A 21,001-nucleotide genomic window follows, 5' to 3' on the forward strand; every position below is an offset into this window, starting at 1 on the left:
CACTGAGGCGTGTTGACAGAGAAGAAAGGCGGCAGTCGGGCAGTTGCGACCATCCACTGTGATGACCTGACCCAGGCTGGCAATGCCTTCTCTATCTGGCAGGAAGGAAGGAGGGCAGGATGAACAACTTCTTCAGAGGAGTCCTGGTCGGCGTTGGCATCGGCCTGTTGATTGCCCCTATGCGTGGCGAAGAGATGCGTCGCCTACTCGGCGAGCGGCTGCAGCAGTTGCGCGGCTATCTCCCCGACAACGAGCAACTGAACGAATACGTGCAGCAGGCCTCTAGCCGCGTCTCACAGACCGCCGGCAACGTCAAAGAATACGTGCGCCAGGCCGCCACGCGCGTACGCGACACCGCCGAGGAACTGGGCAGTCTGGCCCAGAAGTCGGCGCAGGATGTCAGCGAGACCGCACGCTCCCTCAAGCCATCGAACCAGGGATAGCCCAACCTGATCGTTCTCAAACCGGTCTGGCAGCGCCGCACCCGCACCAGCACCTGGGTTGAGGCCCGCTCGACCCGGGTCAGGCTTGCGGCCCGGCGTCTCACCCCAGCAGCGCCTGCCTCTTTCGCGAGGCAGGTCGCTCTGTGCGGTGCGTGCATGGCTCTTGCTGGCGGCAGCCTCCGCCTCACCAGGCCCTCCAGCTTCATTAAGCCTCAGCCACCGCCGGTGTATGATAAGGAATCCGCTCAATCTTCAGGTTCATCGCCGCCAGCCGCGGCACGATATTGCCGTAGCCACGCTCCAGGAAATGAATCCCGGTAATCACCGAGGTGCCGCGCGCAATAGCCGCCGCGATCACATAGGCCAGACCGGCCCGCAGATCGGGAATCACAATCTCCTCGTCCACCGCTGTAAAGGGTGTTGGGCCAATAATAATGGCGCTATGCTCATAATTCATATCGCGATAGCGACACGGCACGCTGCCCAAACAATGCGTCGTCAGCTGTGTCCGCGCCCCCAGACGATTGAGCGCCTTAAGATAGCCAAAGCGCTTCTCATAGACGGTCTCGTGAATAATCGAGATGCCATCGGCCTGCGTCAGCAGCACGGCAAAAGGCTGCTGCCAGTCCGTCGAGAAGCCTGGATAGACATCGGTCTCAATGATCGCTGGACTGAGCTTGCGCCGGCGGAAAAAGCGGATACTGTTCGCATCGACAAATTCGAAGCCGCCACCCACCTGCTGGTAATAGGAGAGAAAATTGCCGAGGCTATCCGGGCGAATGCCGTGGACCGTCACATCACCATCGGAGGCGCAAGCCAGCGAAGCCCAGGAAGCCGCCTCGATGCGGTCGCCCAGCACTGTCATGCGCGTTCCCGTCAGACGCTTAACCCCCTCCACCCGAATATCACGACCCGGGGAGGTGAAAATAATTGCCCCCATCGAGCGGAGCATGGTAATCAGCTCAAAGATCTCCGGCTCGATCGCCGCGTTCGAAATCAGCGTTCGCCCCTCAGCCAGTACACTCAAGAAAAGGCAGGTCTCGGTCGCCCCCACACTCGGATAGGGCAGATGGATATGGGTCCCACGCAACGGTTGCACCCGCTGCGCCACGTAGCCCTCGGGCGTCTCCTCGACCAGCCCTCCGAAGCGCTGAATCGCATCGAGGTGGAAATCCACCTTGCGCGCCCCAATCTGACAGCCACCTACAACCGGTACCGAGACCCGCTCGAATCGGTGCAGCAAGGCCCCCAGCAGCAAGATCGGCGCCCGATTGCTGCCAGACTGAGCCAGGGGCACTGTCGACGCATTGACTGTCGTCGGATCAATGAGCAGCGTTGTTTCATCGAGCTGTTCCACCCGTGCTCCGATACCCATCAGCATCTCCGCTGTGATCTGAACATCGCCAATAGGCGGCACATTGGTGAGTACCGTTGGCGTCTCTCCCAGCAGGGCCGCCACCATCGCCTTCGTCGCAAAGTTCTTGGCGCCCAGACAGGTAATCTCGCCCACGACAGGATAACCGCCCTCAATGCGATAGGCATAGGTCGTCTGCTGTGGTGTTCCTAAAGCGTTGGGCATAGACATCATCATCGTAGTAGCACACACTTCCGCTGAGAATTGAGCATTCTCAGATCATTCTTCCCTGCACATGTTCTTGTAACAGCTTAACAGAGGCAGAAAAATGCGACAGCCTGCACATTATTGTATCATCCCAGCGCAGGCTATCGCCTTCTTGCAGCCAGGGCGGGCAAGCTTCAGTCACCGCAGCCCTCCACGGACAGGCGGCTCGCCAGCGCTGCTCTACCCGCCTGTTACCCCCAGTACTTTCGGCGAGTGGCTAGTACTTATAGAAATGCTGACTGGCCACTTCCTCCGGCGTCTTCTCGCGGAAAAAGTCGGCCTCTGCCCGTTTGACGGCCAGATAGGAGCGCGCCAGCAGCGGCCCCAGCGCCTCCAGCAGCACCGTATCCCGCTCCAACTCGTCCAGAGCCTCCTCCAGCGTCGTTGGCAGCCGCCGGATGCCCAGCCGCTCGCGTTCCTCATCGCTGAGATTGCCCGGATCAACCTCGACCGGCTCCCCCGGCTCAATCCGCTGCTGGATACCATCCAGACCCGCTGCGATTAAGGCCCCCAGCGCCAGATAGGGATTGCCACTGTGATCAGAGGGCTTCAGCTCCAGGTTGATCGATTCGGCCTCCCGCCCCCAGAAGGGCGACGGCACCCGAATGGCCCCCTCACGGTTATCGTAGCCCCAGGCCGTGTAAGCCGAACTCCAGAAGTGCGGCAGCAAGCGGCTGTAGGAGTTGGGGCTGCCACAGGTCAGCGCCACCAGCGCCCGCAGATGGCGCAGGACCCCACCGATGAAATATTTGCCTGTCTGGCTCAAGCCACCGCGCTCCTGCGGATCATAGAAGAGATTCTTGCCCGCCTGGGGACTGCCTTCTGCCCCCCACAGGCTGAAGTGAATGTGGGCCCCGCTGCCGGCCTGGTCCAGAAACGGCTTGGGGGCAAAGGTCGCATAGAGACCATAGTGACGCGCTGTCCCACGCACCACCTCACGCACCAGACAGACATGATCAGCCGCGGTCAAAACGTCGGCATGGCGGATCGACAGCTCTTGCTGGGCCGGCCCCAGCTCGGTATGGAACAGCTCCACCGATAGCCCAACGGCCTCCAGAGCCGAGAGGATAGCATCAATGACCTCGGCCTGCTCATCCAGCCCGATGCTGCTGTAACAGAGGCTCTGGTCCGCCGGCACAAAGCGCCCTCCCACTTCGCGCGCCAGATAAAACTCATGCTCGATGGCTGCCTCGGCCCGCATGCCCTGCTCAGCCAGACGCGCCACCATCCGCTTCAGAAAGGTGCGCGGACAGGCTTCCCAGGGCTGACCATCCAGGCGCACCATATCGCACAGCATACTGGCACTGGCCGGAACATAGGGCAGCACGACAAATGTCTGCGGATCTGGAAGCAAACGGAACTCACCCACCGGCCCCATTCCTTCGACCGCAGCCAGGGTCTCAACCCCCGTGAACGCCTGCATTGCCAGCGTCTGCCCAATGCCTTCGCGCATGCGCGTCGCCAGCTTCTCGACATGGGTCGCCTTGCCTCGAATGATTCCCCCATTATCACAATAGAGGAAACGCACCAGACGCACATTGGCCGCGCGAGCTTGACGCACGACATCGCTGATATCCATAGGGACCCTCCTTGCTGGTTCTGAACACAGCCTGCCACCGAGCGAAACGGAAGGCCCGCCTCGAGGGCCTCCACTCTGTCAGCTCGTGCCTGCTTTGCTGCTGCTAGTATACAGCAGGCGTGTCGCTCGTGTCCGCCCCCCGAAGGCACTTTTTCAGCGCAGTCTGGCCATGCACTCGCGGGCAAAGAGACGTACCGAATCGAGCTGGGCGGCATCAGGGAGATAGACAATCACTTCCTGAGCCCCGACCTCTTCGTAGGCCGCCAAACGCTGGCGGATCGTCTCGGGGCTGCCCACCAGCTCGCGCTCGCGCAACTGCTCAGGCGGCACATTGCGCCCCATGTAGGACTGCTGAGCCTTGCGCATGGCCTCCTCATCGGTCTCCGCAATAGCACAATTAAAGAGTACCGTCCTCCTGATCGTCTGATAATCGCGCCCAATAGCCTCGCAGTGCTGTCTGAGCATCGCGAATTTGTGGGCAATCCCCGCCGGATCGAGATGGCCAACATTGCAGGCATCGGCATACTGGGCCACCAGCTTCAAGGTCACCTGCTCACCGCCGCCACCAATCAGCAAGGGAATATGTGGCTGCTGCACACCTTTGGGCTGGTTGATGGCCCCGTGAACCTGATAATAGCGCCCCTCAAAATAGGCCTCCTCCTCGGTCCACATCTTCAGAATAATCTGTACGGCTTCACGTAACATGCGCAGGCGCTCCGGAGCCGCCGGGAAGCCATAGCCATAGGCGCGCCACTCATGCTCGTACCAGCCAGCCCCAATGCCAAAGTCCAGCCGTCCATGACTGAGCACATCAACGGTACTCGCCATCTTCGCCAAGAGCGCCGGATTGCGATAGGCGCTACAGGTCACCATCTGCCCAATACGCACCCTCCGCGTATCACGTGCCAGAGCCGCTGTGCTCGTCCAACATTCGAATGTCTTCTCCTGCAACGGCTGGGGCACGGTATGGAAGTGGTCAAAGAGCCAGATCGAATCAAAACCCAGATCCTCGGCCTCGTGGGCCACACGCGTCATCGTCTCATAAGCCTCAACCGGGTCAGCAATACCTACCAGATCAAGACGCCAGCCCTGGGGGACCAATAGGCCAAATCGTAACGCCATGATAGCTCTCTCCTCATGTACGTCTCTCCCTTGGGCACGCCAGGGGGATTCACTCACTCCCTCCAGCAGAGCAGCGCAGACATCCAGCCTCAGTGCCCGCCTGGCCTTGCCCTTGCCCATTATATACTATGTCCAGCCCCTTCGACCTGACCCATTCTTCCCCCTTCCAGCCCGCAATCAGCGCTTGCCTCTTGACATCCCCAACTTCCTTGTCTATATTAGACAAACGTCTGGACTAAACAGTACAGTTACTGTTTTTGGATAGTACAGTCTGCTTGCTTCCGGGGAGTCGATGTCATCATGGCTGAGCGCGATCCTGAACCTGGCGACGCCAGAGCCAGAGGCAAAGAGCGCCTGATTCAGGCAACGGAGAGCTTGCTGCGCAGTCGTCCTTTTGAGGAAGTGACCGTCGAGGAGATCACCAGGGAGGCCAAACTGTCGCGTCCGGCTTTTTACTACCACTTTGCTGGCGGCAAAGAGCAGCTGCGAGCGACGCTGGTAGAGCGTGGCTTGCTGCGCGAGAGGCCGGCCCAGGATACCCGTGCCCTGATCCTGGAGGCGGCGCTGCGTGCCTTTGCGCGCTCGGGGATCTCAGCCACCACGCTGGATGAGATCGCGGCTGAGGCAGGGGTCTCGCGTGGTACCCTCTGCTGGCACTTCCATACGAAAGAGGAGCTGCTCACAGCCCTGATCAGGCACTACCTTCCGCATGGGACACTGCAGTCCGCTATTGCCGAAGCTGTGCATGAGGCCGAGGAGGGCCAGATCGATGATCGCACGGCAGTCTACCGCATTGTGGCGGCTTTCCACGACACGTTGATGGCTGCCCCCCAGGGTGATTTGTTACGCCTGGCCATGCTGCTGATCCACAGCCACCCTGATGCAGCCCAGATTCTGGCAAGGGTGCTGACGGAGAATCGTAAGATCCTGATCAACTTTGTGCGCACGCGGCAGGAGCAGGGTCGCTTTCGGCGCACCTTTGCCCCGGAGCTGATTGTGCAGATTCTGGCTTCGATCTTCGTCATGCGGGTCGTCGCACGGGACCTGCTCAGCCAGCTGTCTGTGAGACAGTTTTCGCGTGAAGAGCTGATCGAGCAGCTGGTCGATCTGCTCTTTTACGGCATGGTACCCTGCGATCAACGCGAGCGAGTCTAGCTACATAAGGAGTGCAACCAACCGAGACTGGTTCCCGCGCTGTGTGAGTAAGTGAGTTTCGCGATAGAGGAGAGGAGCTTTGCTGTATGCAAGCAAGCGAGCAAACAGGGCAGCGGAGAGGTGGTCTGGCCTATAAGTGGATTGTGGCGATTGTGGTGATTATTGGCGTCTTCATGTCGATTCTGGACCAGACCATCGTCAATATTGCCATTCCCCACCTGCAAGCTGCCTTCGGGGCCGATCTGCACACGGTCCAGTGGGTGCTGACGGCCTATATTCTGACCCAGGGTGTGGTCACGCCAACGGCGGCCTTCTTCGCCGATACGTTGGGGATCAAACGCTTTTATATCATCTCCCTGGCAGCCTTTACGCTTGGCTCGGCCCTCTGCGGCCTGTCCTGGAGCCTGCCAGCCCTGATCTTCTTCCGCATCCTGCAGGGCATCGGCGGCGCCTCGCTCTTCCCGCTCTCGATGGCCTTGGCCTTCAGGGAGTTCCCTCCCGAGGAGCGCGGGATGAGCATGGGCCTCTTCGGAGTTCCGGCTCTGCTGGCGCCCGCCATCGGCCCAACCCTGGGCGGCTACCTGGTAACGTACGCTGGCTGGCAGCTGATCTTTTACATCAATGTGCCGGTCGGTATTGTGGCCGTACTGCTGGCGATCTTCCTGTTGCGTGAGCAGCCGGTGGAGCGCAGGCCACGCTTCGATGCAGCGGGTTTTGTCTTTGCCGCTGCTGGCCTGGCCTCCCTGCTCTACGCCCTCTCGGAGGCCAGTACTTACGGCTGGGGCTCGACACTGGTACGCGGCTTCTTGCTCGCCGGCGTGCTGGCGCTGGCCATCTTCACAGCCATCGAGCTGATGCTCGCAGCACGCGGGGGCGAGCCACTGCTTGACTTACGTATCTTCGCCAATGGCCCCTTTACAACCAGTACCATCGCCCAGGTCTTCATCATCTTCGGCATGTTTGGAGGTCTGTTTCTCTTCCCGATCTACCTGCAGGATTTGCGCGGGCTGAGCGCCTTCCAGGCCGGCCTACTCCTTCTGCCCCAGGCCCTGGCCTCGATGGTCAGCTCGGTGTTAGGCGGAGTGCTGGTCGACCGACTCGGAGTGCGTCCGGTAATGATTCCGGGCCTGCTGGCTCTGGCCCTGGCCAACTGGGAGCTGACGACGATCACGGTCAACTCGCCCTTCGGCTGGTTCCAGTGGATTCTGGTCCTGCGTGGCGTGGCCCTTGGTCTCTCGGTACAGCCACTGGCTGTAGCCAGCCTCTCAACGATTCGCCCCGAGAAGCTGGCCCAGGCCTCTTCGATCAGCACAGTCACGCGCTCGGTCTCTAGCTCCCTGGGCATCGCCGTGCTGGCTACGCTGGTCCAGACACAGAACCAGATTCATTTCGGTCATCTGGCGGAGATGGTGACCGCCAGCTCGCCGCTGGGCCAGCTGATCCCGCGCATCCAGGCTCTCTTTATCCTGCAAGGAGCTGATGCTCGCTCGGCCTACAATGCGGCCCTGCAGCTGATCGCTCAGCTGCTACAGCAGCGCAGCTATGTGCTAGCGATGCAGGACGCCTTCCGCGTGACCCTGGTGGCGACGGTGCTGGCGATGGTGGCGACGCTCTTCGTGCGCTCGGGCGTCCGTCCTCGCTGGGCGCGCCGCCGCGGTGTCCCCGAGGCCAGCGAGGAGCGCACGGCTGCCACAATGGAGACCATGTTTGCTGGCTAGCCTCGCCCATCCTACTGGCGACCTGGTTCTGCCATGACTCTACGACCAAGGCAATCCGCACGGAGTCCGAGCTTGCTTACTCCGCCTTGCGCGATCAAGAAGGCTAACTGAGGAGTGTGATTCAGATGAGACGCCTGATTCTGGTCCCTGTCCTGACGGTGGTCGCTCTCTTCGCGATCGCTGGAGGGATCGCCTACTGGATTTACTATAACTATACGTACTATAGCACCGATGATGCTCAGGTAACGGCTCCGATTGTGACAATCAGCGCCCCAACCAGCGGCACGCTGACTACGCTGAGCGCCAACCTGGGTGACCATGTGAACACTGGCCAGACAGTGGCCCAACTGACGCCTGTGGTTACCGCCACAACCGGGGCGAGCGCTAGCGCTGCCGCGCCAGCGCAGACTACAACTGCGCCTACAGCTGCTACTCGCACGAGCACGGCGCGGGCCTTGCCTCTGACAAGCCCTATTAGCGGCACGGTGATCCAGGTTGCGGCTGTCCCCGGCCAGCAGGTGATCGCTGGCTCCCCACTGCTGGAGATCTATGATCCCAGCCACTTGACGATCACGGCCTACGTCGATGAGAATGCTATCAATAATATCCAAACTGGTCAGAGCGTCGATATAACAATCGATGCATATAAAGACACAAAGTTCACAGGCCATGTGAAGCAGATTGTCCAGGCTGCCGCCTCGGAGTTCTCGCTTCTCCCAGTACAGGATAACGCCAGTGGCAATTTCACCAAGGTCGGCCAGCGCATCCCGGTGATTATTAACCTGGATGGCACCTCTGGCAAGACCCTGATGCCAGGAATGAGCGCCGAAGTGACGATCCATCTTCACTAAAGAAAACTCCACCGGCGAGCCACTGCCACCCATCATTGGCTTACCAACCTCGCTCACGAGAGGAGTGCGATGGTGGGGGCAGACGCTCGCCCACCGATGATGCGAGGCCAGCCCCAGCAATCGGGTTTGGTAGCCAGGACGCTAGCTAGCAGTTCAGGTGAGACAGAATCAGGGGCAGCAGCCCCCTCAGTTAGCGAGCTGTCGCCTGCCTCTTTTCTCAGGCACTCGCAAACAGCCCGTCCACCACAAACCTGGCCGCACTGGCCTGGCCTGTCTGGAACTGTCCTCGCGTCTGTTAGAGCAGTCTAGCCCAGCCTGGGAACGTGAAGCCGGAGGGAAAGTCAGGGAGGGAAGGACGAAAGAAGAAGCTTACTCATCAGCGATTTGAAGCGCTCAAGAAAAGGAGCAAAGCAGTGGTCTTGCTCATTTCAGGAGGCTCACTCGTCCTCGGTCTGCTGGCCATTATAGCTCTGATCTGGGTGATCAGAAGCACATCAGCCGAGGACCTCTCGTCGAGAGGCCCATCCTCGGCTGCGCCGCACGTTGAGGTGGCTCCCGCTCTTGAGTCTGAGGAGCGGGAGGCGCTTCCAGCCGGAGAAGATCATCGGGCGCCTTACCGAGGCCATGAACTGGCCTTGCTCAACCCAGAGCTGCACGCCCTGGCGACACAGCTTCGCACCCTTCATCAGCAGTCGGCAGAGCTGGAGCAGCGCCTGGATATCCTGATCCAGGTGGTGGAGCGTATCGAACGCTCGCTACCAGCTCCGGCGGAGGCTGCAAACAACGCCGGCGCCGAGGCGCAGGAGCCAGGGCCTAGCCAATCCTGACCTCTTCATACCTACCTAACAGGGCCAGGGAGCAAAGGGAGCGGCACAAGACGCGTGACGCCATCTGTGCCATCCATCATGATGATCATGATGAAGGCTCTCCCTGGTCCTGACTTCTTACTGATCGGTTCAGAGAGCACGCTGGCTTACCGGCGCTGTACCCTGGCCCCACTGACCAGCGCCTGCCAATCGCGCAGAATGTCATAATCAAACGGGAAAGCCAGCTCGGGCACAGCCTCTGGACGGAAGAGGGCCAGCTCGCTGACTTCTCCTGGCTGTGGGGCCAGGCCGTCTAGCGAGCCGGCCAGGGGACGCGCTCGATACGCTACCAGCAGGTGCGGGCTGCCCTTCCGACTGTAGAGACCGAGCAGGTCAAGCAACTCGACGCTCAAGTTGGTCTCTTCCTTCACTTCGCGCAGCGCTGCCTCTTCCAGCTCTTCACCACGATCAACATAGCCACTGCAGAAGCTCCACTTCCCCCGTCCAGGCTCGATCTCACGCCGACCCAGCAGGAGCTGTCCCTCATGCTCAATGACAACGACAGTCACGACCTTTGGGCTAAGATAGAGCACGAAGCCACAGGCCGGACAGCTCGGTCGCGCCACTGCTCCTACGATTTGCTCGCGCAAGGGAGTCGCACAAAGAGGACAGTAGCGATAGACAAACTCAATCATCGATCACCTCGCGTTTCCAAAGAAGAGAAGAGCACGCCGGCAAGCAGCTTTCATTGAACTGTGCCGCCTGGCTCTGCCCTAGCGATCAGCGAGGGCCCGCGCCAGCACGACGACCGCCACAAACTGGCGGTAGATATTCAGAAGATTGTCACCACTGAGGCAAACCGTACGCGCCCCCGTCCGCTCAACGCCTCGCAAACTACAGACCATCTCGGCCATGTCGGCCACTAAGAAGGTGACTTCCAGCTGAACTGGCAGCTTGAAACTGGGTGGCTCCAGACGCTCACCCTGAGCCAGGCGCTCAACGGCACGTTGTGCTCCCGCGCGCAACAGCTCACAGGCTCTGGTTGGATGGAGGTGGGCAGCGGCAAAACGCCCAAGAGAGTGTTTGACGACGATCTTCTCAGCAGCGGGCGCCACGATTGCTGTCTCCTGGACCGTCACGTCGTCGCCACTGACCAGAATGATCGGAACGCCATAATGGGCTGCCACCAGAGCATTGATGCCCGCTTCACCTACGACCTGCCCGTTGAGACGTACCTCCCAAATGGCCGCCGGGCTATAGGTATGGCAGAGCACGGCTCGCTCCGCCCCAATCGAGCCATGATAGCTGACAAAGCAGACGCCTGCGAAACTGCTGTCGAGTCCTTCCATCATATAGAGAGGCTTATGGCGACCGCTGATTAAAGTGGCCTCACCGGCTAGCTCCTGCGGGTGGAGATTGCGCATAAAGTGATGGGCATCGTTGACCACGAATTCTCTGGCCCCGGCCTCCTGGGCCCCAGTGATGACAGCATTGACTTCACGCGTCAACAGAAGGCGCCCTTGTGCGTATTCTGGCTGCCCCTCGATAATCTGTTCCCAGGCCACAATGCCACTGGTGCCTTCAAAATCAGTCGATAGGAAGAGCTTCATTGCTGATTGGCTCCTTACACTGTGCAATTTATGCCGGTAGGTAGAGCGCGCCAGGGCCACCAGCCGCCCGGCAGACCTCGACACTCGCCTGCCGCCCAGTCTGGCGCGGATACTCGCTCAGGATCGCCTCCGTCAACTGCTCTATCGCAGTGTTACGCACCAGGTTGATGGTACAGCCACCAAAGCCTCCCCCCATCATACGCGCCCCCAACACCCCCTCGACCCGACGCGCAATCTCGACGAGCACGTCAAGCTCCAAACAGCTCACCTCGTACTCATCGCGCAGCCCTGCGTGTGTCCGCCAAAGGTAGGGACCAACCGCCTCTACCTCCCCCCGCTCTAGTAGATGTGCTACCTCTAGCACCCGCGCATTTTCGGCCACTACATAGCCGGCTCGCCGCCGGAGCACCTCGGGCAGCCGGCAAGCATAGCGTGTAAACAGCTCCGGCGTCACATCGCGGAGAGCGGTGATCTGCGGCTTTACTGCTCTCTCACCCGCCTCCGCCTCAGCCTGCAACTGTGCCGCCAGCAAGCGTACGGCTTCTTCGCACTGCTGGCGCCGCTCATTGTAGGCCGAAGCCGCTAGCTCACGCCGCACATGGGTATCAGCCACCAGCAGAGCCACCTCATCACTCTCAAAGGGCAGATAGCGAAAGTCTAGTGAGCGACAGTCAAGCAGCAGAGCATGGCCAGGGCGTCCAAGGCACGAGGCAGCTTGATCAAGAATGCCACAGCGTACTCCAGAGGCCAGATGCTCGGCGCGCTGGCAGAGACGAGCAACCTCCAGGGGCGCCAGGGTCGTTGAGGCCGCAGCCCCTTTCCCAATAGCAAAGCGACCATCTGAGAACAGGGACGCCGCCCAGGCCGTCGCTACTTCCAGAGCCGCCGAAGAACTCATTCCCCCTCCCAAGGGGACATCGCCATGCAGAACCGCGTTGAACCCCTGCAGTGCCAGATCAGCCGCCTTTAGCTCACCCAAGACCGCCAGTACATAGCGCGCCCAGGCGGGTAGCCGCGCCGCCTGAGCCCCGAAGGTAGCGGGTAAACCCTCTAGCTCGATCTCAGCCAGCTCCTGGAACTGCCGCGACCAGAGACGGACGTGCCCATCGCTTCGCATTCGCCCGGCGAAGGCAACTACACGGTCAACCGCCAATGGCAGAACAAAGCCCTCATTATAATCAGTGTGCTCACCGATCAGATTGACTCGCCCAGGCGCCCAGGCCACCCCCAGCGCGGCCTGGGCATCGCTCTGCCCCTCGTCCATGCCAAAGACCATCGAAAATTGCTCCACCGCTAACTGGGCGGCAGGCGGCAGCCTTCTCGGATCATTCGCTACCATGAGCAACCCTCGCGATCGCTTCTCGCAATTCTTGCGCCTTTTGAATAGGAGATGAATCGTTGGTCCACAGCGACCAGAGCATCTCGGACGAGGCGGCATACTTCAGTTTGCCCGGCGCCCGCCCAACTGCCAGAATCTCGATATGGAGATGAAAACGCTCATCAGCCAGCTGATGGATACCAAGCATATAGGGCATGGGAGCCATAAAGCCATCGTTGAGAGCATTGTAGGCACGGATCACCTGCAAGAGCAAGGCAGCCAGATCAGTCAGCTCCTCATCACTGGCCGCCGCCAGATCGGCAATATGGCGTCGCGGATAGAGATGCGTTTCGTAGGGATAGCGCACATAGGGGGGAAGAAAGACTTGCCAGCTGGCGTTCGCCGCGATCTCGTAAGGACTGTTCTCCAGCTCAGTCCGCACCCGGCAGAAAGGGCAGCCGCGTCCCGCCTCCAGTTCCAATCTCACCGTCTCCAGCTCCCGCTCCAGCAGCGGTGGCACCACCGAGACCCCATACGCCTGGCCATGCGGATGAAACTGCGTCTGGCCGATGCTCGTACCGCTGTTCTCGAAGATCATCACCGCCGCATAGCGTTGACTCAGGTCGCAATACAGCTCGCGCCAGAGCCGCGTCACTGCGCAAACCTCTGGCACGCTGAGGCGGGTAAACGTTCGTTCGTGATCACGGTGGTAGATCACTACATAAGCCTCACCGACCGGTGGACGAAAGGGAGGAAAATCGTTGGGATGTAGCCACACCTGAGATTCTGATCCGACTCGCCCTTCGCGTACATCGGCGCAAAAAGGGCACTGATCTGTTCCTTCCCTGCGATGCATACGGTGTGGTGCATTGACCACATAGTGACGCAAAATAGGATTCCATACCAAAGCGTTCGAGTCTTCGTGCATATCATCCCTGCCTGCATCCTGAGAAGACAGCGTTCACAGATAGCGATGGGCCGTTTGCGTTCCCAGCAGCACACAGCGACCGGCCTGAGCCAGGGCGGTCAGCAGCGCCCCCTTATCGACCGCGCCCTCCGGCGGCTGTGCCTCATCTGAGCCATACAGCCACTCATTCCAGGTCTGCCAGTCGGTGAACAAAGCCCAGGCCACAGGAGCGACCAGCGCATGGGCGGCACGCAGAATAGCCAGGCCATCCTCATAGCCTGGCTCCAACGCATCCACCGCCTTCAGTCCTGCGGCCCGCAGGGCCTCAAACGTCCGCAGTGAGCGGACCTCGCCCTCCACCACCTCACAAACCAGGCCCAGCATGAGCTGTTCAGCAGCCCTCCCATCAGACGCATGAGCTGCAGTCCGCTCCGGTAAGGCAGCCTGCCATACAGCCACCACCAGGCAGCAGGGCGAGGGCAGCCCACGCAGAAAGGCCTCGATCTGTCCTCTGGTCCAGCCATGCCAGACATAGCCTTCATCCTGCTGCTCCAGCAAGAGAGCGGCATTCAAAAGGCCCCTGGCATGTTCCCAGAGGGGAGAATCCCCATCGAGCACAGCTACCTCTTGTGCTAACACAGAGCACACCTCTCCAAGGAGAATAAATCTGACTTTCTTATCATATCATCTTCTCTCCTGATGGGCGACCTCGTCTCCCCTGGCAAAGTTGCCGGGCCAGCCAGCAGCCGGGCGAGAGTCCTCTCCTCTAGATTCAGGGCCGGCAGATGGGGTATAATGCAAACAGCCTGGGCGCAGTCTAGCCGCTCAGCCACGTTTTCATCTCATCACACGCGCAACAAGGAAGGTACCATACCGTGCCCTGGTGTAAATTTTTTGTGCCCAAGATCGCCACCCCCGGGATCAGACCCGATGATCCTGAGCTGAACGAGCATATCGAGTACGCAAAGTGCATCAAGGGGCATGTCCTCAGAGATGCCAGCGACTGGATTCTTTGCGAAAACCTGCCGGCCCCCGATGCCCGCTGTTGGCAGGAGGGCGGTGAAACCCTCCTCTCGCTTGCAGGCCGTCGTGGGACAGGCTCAAGTTCTCCCACCGGCCCCGATGGGCGGGGAAGGTCTGATGACGCTGTCGTGCGACGCAGCTAATAAGGCAGCGTCTACCAGTACCAGAGGCTGATCCGCCAGGGAGGAAGCAGGTAGGGAACTATGCGTCGAAGCTCACCGTCATCCTCGGCCATCGCGCAACCCGCGCCCGAGCAGCTCGCGCGGGTTCATCATCTTCTGCTAGAGTGGTACGCCCACGAGCAGCGTCCGCTGCCCTGGCGTGCGACCAGCGACCCGTACGCCATTCTGGTCTCCGAAATCATGCTCCAGCAGACCCAGGTAGAGCGCGTCATTCCAAAATATCATGAGTTTCTGAGCCGCTTCCCCACTGTAGCGGACCTGGCCGCGGCGCCAACGGCAGCGGTCATCTCAACCTGGGTGCCCCTGGGCTATAACCAGCGGGCCGTGCGTCTGCAGGCCATTGCCCGCCAGGTTGTCAGCGACTACCAGGGGCGCATTCCTGACAGCGTAGAGGAGCTGCTCAAGCTCAAAGGAATCGGACGCTACACTGCCGGGGCCATTGCCTGCTTCGCCTATCACCGGCAAGTCGCCACAGTCGATACCAACATTCGCCGCGTGCTCCATCGGCTCTTCATCGGCCTGGAACATCCAGAGCCACGCCTGAGCGATGCCGAGACACTGACCCTGGCTGAGCAGGTCTTGCCTCCTGGCCGGGCCTATGAGTGGAATCAAGCCCTCATGGACCTGGGAGCCATGATTTGTACAAGTGCCAGTCCGCAGTGCGAGCGCTGTCCCGTCGGCGCAGCTTGCGCAGCCTACCGTGAACTGAGCGCCCAGAGTCTCTTTCCTTCGGGAACGGTCCTGCGCACCCTGCGCAAAGTGGCCGAGAAGAAGAGCGGCTATCAGGCCCAGCCTTTCACGCAAAGCGATCGCTATTTCCGGGGCCGTATCGTCGCTCTGCTGCGGACCCTGCCACCAGAGCAGCGCCTTTCCCTGGCCGAGCTAGGGCCGCGCATCAAGTCGTCCTACACCGAGGCCGATCTCCCCTGGCTCCAACGGCTTGTCAGTCGCCTGGCCCGCGATGGCCTGGTCGATTACCAGGAGGAAGAGGGGGTACGGCTGCCATAGTTTCGCCCCTGCTCGCCCGGCGCTCGTGAGGGCTGCTCCAGGCATTAGTCTCGCTGCGTCATCAGCCCCAGTTAGCCCTCCCGCTGAGGCAATAACTGTCTCCATTGCATTGCAACATAGTGTATGATATGTTGCGTGGAGACCGCGGCCCCATCAGCATCCCGCGGGGCCACCTGCATCCAGTGGTCTTGATCGAACTACTCACGGGAGGGCTTACCCTTGCAGCTACAAAGTATTGCCGATATCGCCAGAAAGCATCGACATATATTTCTCTCTCCTCATTTCGACGACGTCGTCTTCTCCTGCGGTGGAACGATCGCGCTGCAGGCCAGTTGCGGCCTGCATCCTCTGGTCATTACTGTCTTCGCCGGCCTGCCACCAGCCAACCAGCCCCTTAGCGCGCTGGCAACCGCCGTCCATCAGAGCATGGGCTTTGGCCACGATGCGCGCGAGGCAGTAGAGACCCGACGGCGCGAGGACGCCCGCGCGCTGGATTACCTCGGAGCAGACTATCTCTGGCTGGACTATCCAGACGCTATCTATCGCGGGAATCCCCCTCACTATACACGCGAGGAGGAGCTGTTTAGCAGCATTCACCCCGCCGACCTGAGCATTGATCAGCAGCTCGGCCAGCTGCTGGTGAGCCTGAGCGAGCAACTCCCCGATACCGTCTGGTACGCCCCCCTTGGCGTGGGTCACCACGTCGATCATCAGCTGGTCTGCTCGGCAGCCGATCGCCTTGTGCAGCGCCACGCCAACGTCAAGTTCTATGAAGATTTCCCGTACGTCACCCGCCTTGGCGAGCTGGAGAGGCGCCTGCACGAGTTCGGCGATACGCTGGAGCCAGCCTACGTCGAGATGTCTGAGCTGCTTCCCCTACGCCAGGAAGCCTCCCAGATGTATGCCTCGCAGATCGCCGCGATCTTCGGCGATAAAGAATCTATGTACAAATTGATGGACGAGTACACCCACAACATTCGCCCGGTGGAGACCGTCCATCTCGAACGCTACTGGACCCCTCGCTACCGCTAGACCAGCAGAAGGGTACTTTCCTGCAGGCAGGTGGTGCGCACCACCTGCCGGGGGCTTTCCATATGGTATGATGGTCATAAAATGATCCATACTTGTTCCGAAAAATAGATATAATAAGGCCCGGTCATCAACAGATGCGTTATAGGCCAGAGGGGCTTTCTAGCCAGAAAAGAGAAAGAAATAGAACGGCCAGCTTGGAGGTAGCCATCATTTTACCGGAGCGAGGCAACGGATCAGGAGTCATAGGATGAAGGGGATCGAAGGACTCACGCTTGGGCGCTATGAACTACGCCGCCGCATCGCCCAAGGAGGCATGGCCGAAGTCTATGTGGCCTACGACCGCCGCGTCAAACGGCAGGTCGCCATCAAGGTACTCTACGGACGAGATGAGTCATTTATTCGCCGTTTTGAGCGGGAGGCGCTGGCGGTTGGCGCACTCTCCCACGATCACATTTTGCCACTCTATGACTTTGGGGAGCAGAGCCCCTGGTATTATCTTGTGATGCCCTATGTCGAGGGAGGAACGCTGCGCGACTATTTACACCGGCGCAAGCGGCTGACCCTGGAAGAGGCAGCCAGCTTCCTCGATCAGATCGCTTCAGCGCTGCAGTATGCCCATGATCACGGCGTTCTTCATCGCGACGTCAAGCCATCAAATATTCTGCTGCGACCCGACGGCTATGCCTATCTTGCCGACTTTGGCCTGGCCAAGGCTATCATGGGAGCCGAATCGCTGACCAGCGACGGCACCATCGTCGGCACACCGGAATATATGGCCCCAGAGCAGTCGAACGGTATCAGCGACTATCGCAGCGATATCTACTCACTGGGTGTCGTGCTCTTCCAGATGCTTACCGGGCGTGTACCCTTTACCGCTGAGTCGCCAGTCGCCATTTTCTTGCGCCATATCCAGACGCCACCGCCCTCGCCACGCGAATTCAATAGCGAGATTCCCCCCGCCGTTGAAGAAGTGATCTTCAAAGCCCTCGCCAAAGATCCGAACGAGCGCTACCAGGAGGCCCAGGAACTGGCCACCGCTTACTGGCGCGCCTTGCAGCAGGAGCGCGGTCGCAGCCCCCGATCCCGGCCCGGATCAGTGACGCTGAAGGATCAGAGCACCGCCACGCCCACACCGGGCAACGATGACTCGACGTTGATCGCCGAGGAAAGTCAGGCCGAGGCCACGCCCAGCCCTTCTCGCCTGGCCGAGCAAGAGACCTTTATTGTCCCCGATGAAGAGCGGGAAATGGTGCGCCCTCCGGCCACACCCCAGCTTTTCCCTCTCACCGACCTGCCAGAGCAACCTGATCTCGATAGCCAGAGTAAGGAAAGCGACAGCGAGAACGCTTTAGCCGCTTCCCCTCCCCAGGAAGTAGTGGCCAGCGAGAGCACGCTGCTAGAGGCAAGCGCTACCATCAGGCGCTTGCCGAGCCGTCGTTTTCGCCTGCTCTCACTTATCGCTGCCTGTGTACTCCTAGCTCTGCTTTTTGTGCCGCTCGTTAGCCTCTGGCGGAGCGCACCTTCCGCCGGCAAAGGGGCCGGCTCCGGCAGCCCCGGGCTGAGTCCTCAACAACTGCAGGCCACTCAGACCGCCATTGCTCAGAATAACTTGATGGCCACCCAGCTCGCGCGCTCGCGGGCCCAGGCCACCGCTGGGATCTCCTCCTCGGTCGGTGCTGGGAACCTGCTCTATCAGTACGACTTGCGCAATCCCGGCGGCGGCTGGGCCAGCTCCGGCAGCCAGTGCTTCTTCTCGGCCCAAGGCTACCATGTGCAGACTCTGGGACCGCATGAGGCCGCCTGGTGCTTTTCAAGCCAGGAACATATGACCGACGCCGTGATCAAGGTTCAGGCACGCCTGCTGCGCGGCGACTTCTGCGGCCTGGTCTTTCGTCTCGATCCGACGACGCCCAGTTTCTATGTCTTTGAAATCAATAGCCAGGGACAGTATCGCTTCGTGCGCGCCGCGGGAACAAATCCCCAGGCCTGGCTGACGCTGATCGATTGGACCCACTCCAACGCCATTCAGACTGGCTATAACGTCCCTAACATGCTCATGGTCCTGGCACATGGCTCCTCCTTCAGGTTCTACATCAATAATCAGCTCGTCATTAATAGCTACTCAGACTCGGCCTACAGCGAGGGTCTGATCGGGCTACTAGTGGGAGGCGACAGCAATAACGGCAGCGAGGCCGTCTTTAGCGACATCTGGGTCTTCGAATATCAGGGATAGTCTCGTTCACCTCCAGCATGCCTCGCACCTGCTCCGCAGCGCGCCCTCCCTCGCCCGGTTCAGGCCAGCGCCCACTCCTCTCAAACGTTGCCAGCTTGCCCGGGTGGAAGGAAAACCTTCCGCCCGGTGTTACAATACGATGAGGATGCTATCCGTTCAACAATGGAAGGGGCTTCCAGGAGGATCACTTTTTTTATGAGCTTGGACCTGACTGCCTCAGCCGGGTATTCGTCGAATGGCAAGTCTCCAATTAAAACACATACTGTCTACCTGGCGCTCGGCTCAAATGTAGGAGACCGACGCGCGAATCTGGCTGCGGCGCTCCAACGACTGAGGGAGGTTGTGGAGATCAGCAGGGTCTCCTCGGTTTACGAGACAGAGCCGGTGGGGTACGCTGAACAGCCCCGCTTTTTTAATATGGTCTGTGCCGGACGCACCGCCCTCTCCGCTGAGCAGCTGCTGGCCTATGCTAAAACCATAGAGACCGCCCTGGGACGCCGTCCAACCGTGCGCAATGGACCGCGACCAATAGATATCGATATCCTTCTCTACGATGATCTACAGATGCATGAGGAGCATCTGACTATTCCTCATCCGAGGATGACAGAGCGCGCCTTTGTCTTGGTGCCGCTGGCAGAGATCGCCCCAGAGTTGATTGACCCGAGCAGCGGACGCAGCATCAGCGAATTACGGGATGCCTTACCCCAGGATGGCGTCAAAAAGCTGGCGGACAATCTGCGTGTTCCACTGGAGCATGATATTCAGAATAGCAGGCCAGCAGTGCATGTGCGCCTGGGACGAGTTGGTGTAGCAGGCCTGCAGAAAGCCATTCTGCTCGGCAGCGACGAGCGAGCCCAATGGTTCCAGGTTGTCTTCGACCTCTATGCCGACCTGGACCCCGTCAGGGCGGGCGTTCATATGTCGCGCTTTAGTGAGGCCCTGGAGGAGGTCCTGGATGAGATCAGTCTGATGGTCTGGCCGCGGGTCGAGGTGCTGGCCGAGCAGCTGGCGCGCCGCATTATCGAGCGCCAACAAGTGCTACGGGCTGAGGTTCATCTGCGTACGATCTACCCACTGCAGAAATGGACTCCCATTTCGGGACGCCCTACCCAGGAGGTCTATGGCCTGCTGGCTCAGGCCGTGGCCACGCGCAAAGGGGCTCGCCGCCTGGTAGGGGTCGAGGTTGAGGGCATGGTCGCTTGCCCTTGCGCTCAGGATATGGTGCACTCCCTCGCTCGCGTTCGCCTGCGCGAGGAGGGTTTGCCGGACGAGGCCATCGAGAAAATGCTCGAGGTCACACCGCTCGCCACCCATAATCAACGCGGACGAGCGCTGCTCATGGTCGGAACTCAAGAGCTGATCGATGCCCACGAGCTAATCAGTATCGCCGAGAATGCCATGAGTTCGGAGAACTATGCGCTGCTGAAACGCCCCGATGAGCTATACGTGGTTAACAAAGCCCACACTCATCCGCGCTTTGTCGAGGATGTCGTGCGCGAGATGCTACGCGCTGTTATCGAGCGCTATGAGCATCTGCCTCCCGATACCTTTGTCTGGGCCAGTCAGCGCAACGAGGAGACGATTCACAAATATGATGTGGTGGCCGAGGGATGGGGCACACTGGCAGAACTGCGAGCGGAGATTCGGGAGCAAGCGAGCCTCGAACACCATACCACCCGCGAGGAGTGGCTCAAGAGCATCGAGTAGGTAGCCCCATCTGCTGGCGGCCTGTCTGCCAGTGGCTGGCAGCGGTCCATCTGCTGAGTTGCTGGCGGCCCCCAGTGCTAGATCACCAGTCGCTGGCCAGCCCGGAAGCAACCGGGCTGGCTCCTCTTCGCTCGCCATCCATGCCTTCTCTCCCTTAATTGGTTGAGTTTTCTCCTTCCCAGGACAAGACCCTTAACAACTCCTCTCCAACGTGTTATAATGCCGTTACAATAGAGCGCACAATGAATTCAGAATCAGTCTGAGAGAGTCTGTCTCTCCCTTGGCTGCAGACAAGACGGAGGTCCTGTAAGAGTCGCTGTGGAACAAGTGCTTCTCAACCCAGGTAAACTAGCACGGACAGCGGTCGACGTGGCATCTGATAAAAAGGCGTCAGATGTCGTCCTGCTCGACCTTCAGGGCCTGAGCAGTATCGCCGACTACTTTGTCATTTGTAGCGGAAGCAATGAGCGCCAGATTCAGGCTATCGCCGACGCCCTGGAAGAGGAGCTGGAGAAACAGGGCGCTAGCCTGCTCCATCAAGAGGGCGATGCCACCAGCGGTTGGGTCCTCTTGGATTTCGGCGCCGTGATCGTCCATATCTTCGGGCCAAGAGAGCGGGAGTACTACCGGCTCGAACGCCTGTGGAGCGAGGCGAAAACGGTAGTTTACCTGCAATAACAGACTCT

At 60.0% G+C, this 21,001-nt stretch carries 19 protein-coding genes; 11 read left to right on the forward strand and 8 right to left on the reverse strand.

From position 1 onward, the window contains the following. The first annotated feature begins 119 nt into the window (after positions 1-119). Positions 120-443, forward strand: a complete 324-nt coding sequence (locus tag A4R35_RS04735) for a YtxH domain-containing protein (RefSeq protein ID WP_112427030.1) — start codon at positions 120-122, stop codon at positions 441-443. Between the two features lie 205 nt (positions 444-648). On the opposite strand, the gene murA is transcribed toward A4R35_RS04735, so the two are convergent. The 3 genes from murA to A4R35_RS04750 form a co-directional block, all read right to left on the reverse strand. Then, complete coding sequence (gene murA / locus A4R35_RS04740; protein ID WP_223258201.1) at positions 649-2,034, reverse strand: UDP-N-acetylglucosamine 1-carboxyvinyltransferase; 1,386 nt, start codon at positions 2,032-2,034, stop codon at positions 649-651. A 247-nt stretch (positions 2,035-2,281) separates the two neighbouring features. Then, on the reverse strand, positions 2,282-3,643 hold the full coding sequence (locus A4R35_RS04745; RefSeq protein ID WP_112427034.1) for a glutamine synthetase family protein: 1,362 nt from the start codon (positions 3,641-3,643) through the stop codon (positions 2,282-2,284). 153 nt (positions 3,644-3,796) lie between these two features. After that, a complete protein-coding gene (locus A4R35_RS04750; RefSeq protein WP_112427036.1) occupies positions 3,797-4,765 on the reverse strand; it encodes an LLM class F420-dependent oxidoreductase in 969 nt (322 codons plus the stop codon). 300 nt (positions 4,766-5,065) lie between these two features. Between A4R35_RS04750 and A4R35_RS04755 the strand changes: the two genes are divergently transcribed. From A4R35_RS04755 to A4R35_RS04770, 4 genes are all read left to right on the forward strand, one after another. Then, positions 5,066-5,920, forward strand: coding sequence for a TetR/AcrR family transcriptional regulator (locus A4R35_RS04755; protein WP_112427038.1), 855 nt, complete (start codon positions 5,066-5,068; stop codon positions 5,918-5,920). An 86-nt stretch (positions 5,921-6,006) separates the two neighbouring features. Next, a complete protein-coding gene (locus tag A4R35_RS04760; protein ID WP_112427040.1) occupies positions 6,007-7,638 on the forward strand; it encodes an MDR family MFS transporter in 1,632 nt (543 codons plus the stop codon). Positions 7,639-7,763: 125 nt separating this feature from the next. Next, positions 7,764-8,489 (forward strand): HlyD family efflux transporter periplasmic adaptor subunit, encoded by a 726-nt coding sequence (locus A4R35_RS04765; RefSeq protein WP_112427042.1) that lies wholly within the window; start codon positions 7,764-7,766, stop codon positions 8,487-8,489. 413 nt (positions 8,490-8,902) lie between these two features. Next, positions 8,903-9,316: a hypothetical protein gene (locus tag A4R35_RS04770; protein WP_112427044.1), complete on the forward strand. Its 414-nt coding sequence runs from the start codon at positions 8,903-8,905 to the stop codon at positions 9,314-9,316. Positions 9,317-9,462: 146 nt separating this feature from the next. Here the strand turns inward: A4R35_RS04770 and A4R35_RS04775 are convergent, their stop codons facing one another. The 5 genes from A4R35_RS04775 to A4R35_RS04795 form a co-directional block, all read right to left on the reverse strand. Then, positions 9,463-9,990: an NUDIX domain-containing protein gene (locus tag A4R35_RS04775; protein WP_112427046.1), complete on the reverse strand. Its 528-nt coding sequence runs from the start codon at positions 9,988-9,990 to the stop codon at positions 9,463-9,465. A gap of 78 nt (positions 9,991-10,068) precedes the next feature. Next, positions 10,069-10,905, reverse strand: coding sequence for a M55 family metallopeptidase (locus A4R35_RS04780; protein WP_112427048.1), 837 nt, complete (start codon positions 10,903-10,905; stop codon positions 10,069-10,071). Between the two features lie 28 nt (positions 10,906-10,933). Continuing rightward, positions 10,934-12,244 carry a galactokinase gene (gene galK, locus A4R35_RS04785; protein ID WP_189361335.1) on the reverse strand — a complete coding sequence of 437 codons (1,311 nt, stop codon included), beginning with the start codon at positions 12,242-12,244 and terminating at the stop codon, positions 10,934-10,936. Continuing rightward, positions 12,231-13,151 carry a galactose-1-phosphate uridylyltransferase gene (locus A4R35_RS04790; RefSeq protein ID WP_112427052.1) on the reverse strand — a complete coding sequence of 307 codons (921 nt, stop codon included), beginning with the start codon at positions 13,149-13,151 and terminating at the stop codon, positions 12,231-12,233. The genes galK and A4R35_RS04790 overlap by 14 nt, the downstream gene beginning before the upstream one ends. Before the next feature lie 33 nt (positions 13,152-13,184). Beyond that, complete coding sequence (locus A4R35_RS04795; protein WP_146747114.1) at positions 13,185-13,769, reverse strand: hypothetical protein; 585 nt, start codon at positions 13,767-13,769, stop codon at positions 13,185-13,187. A 236-nt stretch (positions 13,770-14,005) separates the two neighbouring features. On the opposite strand from A4R35_RS04795, the gene A4R35_RS04800 reads away from it, so the two are divergent. The 6 genes from A4R35_RS04800 (at position 14,006) to rsfS (ending at position 20,993) form a co-directional block, all read left to right on the forward strand. Then, a complete protein-coding gene (locus tag A4R35_RS04800; protein ID WP_112427056.1) occupies positions 14,006-14,296 on the forward strand; it encodes a hypothetical protein in 291 nt (96 codons plus the stop codon). A 60-nt stretch (positions 14,297-14,356) separates the two neighbouring features. Then, positions 14,357-15,343 (forward strand): HhH-GPD family protein, encoded by a 987-nt coding sequence (locus A4R35_RS04805; RefSeq protein WP_112427058.1) that lies wholly within the window; start codon positions 14,357-14,359, stop codon positions 15,341-15,343. A 219-nt stretch (positions 15,344-15,562) separates the two neighbouring features. Continuing rightward, on the forward strand, positions 15,563-16,375 hold the full coding sequence (locus A4R35_RS04810) for a PIG-L deacetylase family protein (RefSeq protein ID WP_112427060.1): 813 nt from the start codon (positions 15,563-15,565) through the stop codon (positions 16,373-16,375). Positions 16,376-16,622: 247 nt separating this feature from the next. Next, positions 16,623-18,608 carry a protein kinase domain-containing protein gene (locus tag A4R35_RS04815; RefSeq protein WP_112427062.1) on the forward strand — a complete coding sequence of 662 codons (1,986 nt, stop codon included), beginning with the start codon at positions 16,623-16,625 and terminating at the stop codon, positions 18,606-18,608. Between the two features lie 195 nt (positions 18,609-18,803). Further along, entirely contained in the window at positions 18,804-20,315 is a 1,512-nt protein-coding gene (gene mptA, locus A4R35_RS04820) for a GTP cyclohydrolase MptA (protein ID WP_112427064.1), read from the forward strand. A gap of 318 nt (positions 20,316-20,633) precedes the next feature. Continuing rightward, positions 20,634-20,993 (forward strand): ribosome silencing factor, encoded by a 360-nt coding sequence (gene rsfS, locus A4R35_RS04825; protein WP_223258202.1) that lies wholly within the window; start codon positions 20,634-20,636, stop codon positions 20,991-20,993. Positions 20,994-21,001 lie beyond the last annotated feature (8 nt).

The sequence above is a fragment of the Thermogemmatispora tikiterensis genome (assembly GCF_003268475.1).
GTDB classification, from domain to species: Bacteria; Chloroflexota; Ktedonobacteria; order Ktedonobacterales; family Ktedonobacteraceae; genus Thermogemmatispora; species Thermogemmatispora tikiterensis.

Excerpts from the sequence above, each read along its gene's own strand:
- A4R35_RS04805 (WP_112427058.1), top strand. The coding sequence starts at position 14,357 with ATGCGTCGAAGCTCACCGTCATCCTCGGCCATCGCGCAACCCGCGCCC.
- A4R35_RS04750 (WP_112427036.1), bottom strand. The coding sequence starts at position 4,765 with ATGGCGTTACGATTTGGCCTATTGGTCCCCCAGGGCTGGCGTCTTGAT.
- A4R35_RS04780 (WP_112427048.1), bottom strand. The coding sequence starts at position 10,905 with ATGAAGCTCTTCCTATCGACTGATTTTGAAGGCACCAGTGGCATTGTG.
- A4R35_RS04790 (WP_112427052.1), bottom strand. The coding sequence starts at position 13,151 with ATGCACGAAGACTCGAACGCTTTGGTATGGAATCCTATTTTGCGTCAC.
- A4R35_RS04760 (WP_112427040.1), top strand. The coding sequence starts at position 6,007 with ATGCAAGCAAGCGAGCAAACAGGGCAGCGGAGAGGTGGTCTGGCCTAT.
- A4R35_RS04755 (WP_112427038.1), top strand. The coding sequence starts at position 5,066 with ATGGCTGAGCGCGATCCTGAACCTGGCGACGCCAGAGCCAGAGGCAAA.
- A4R35_RS04765 (WP_112427042.1), top strand. The coding sequence starts at position 7,764 with ATGAGACGCCTGATTCTGGTCCCTGTCCTGACGGTGGTCGCTCTCTTC.
- murA (WP_223258201.1), bottom strand. The coding sequence starts at position 2,034 with ATGATGATGTCTATGCCCAACGCTTTAGGAACACCACAGCAGACGACC.
- A4R35_RS04745 (WP_112427034.1), bottom strand. The coding sequence starts at position 3,643 with ATGGATATCAGCGATGTCGTGCGTCAAGCTCGCGCGGCCAATGTGCGT.
- A4R35_RS04815 (WP_112427062.1), top strand. The coding sequence starts at position 16,623 with ATGAAGGGGATCGAAGGACTCACGCTTGGGCGCTATGAACTACGCCGC.
- galK (WP_189361335.1), bottom strand. The coding sequence starts at position 12,244 with ATGGTAGCGAATGATCCGAGAAGGCTGCCGCCTGCCGCCCAGTTAGCG.
- mptA (WP_112427064.1), top strand. The coding sequence starts at position 18,804 with ATGAGCTTGGACCTGACTGCCTCAGCCGGGTATTCGTCGAATGGCAAG.
- A4R35_RS04735 (WP_112427030.1), top strand. The coding sequence starts at position 120 with ATGAACAACTTCTTCAGAGGAGTCCTGGTCGGCGTTGGCATCGGCCTG.
- A4R35_RS04775 (WP_112427046.1), bottom strand. The coding sequence starts at position 9,990 with ATGATTGAGTTTGTCTATCGCTACTGTCCTCTTTGTGCGACTCCCTTG.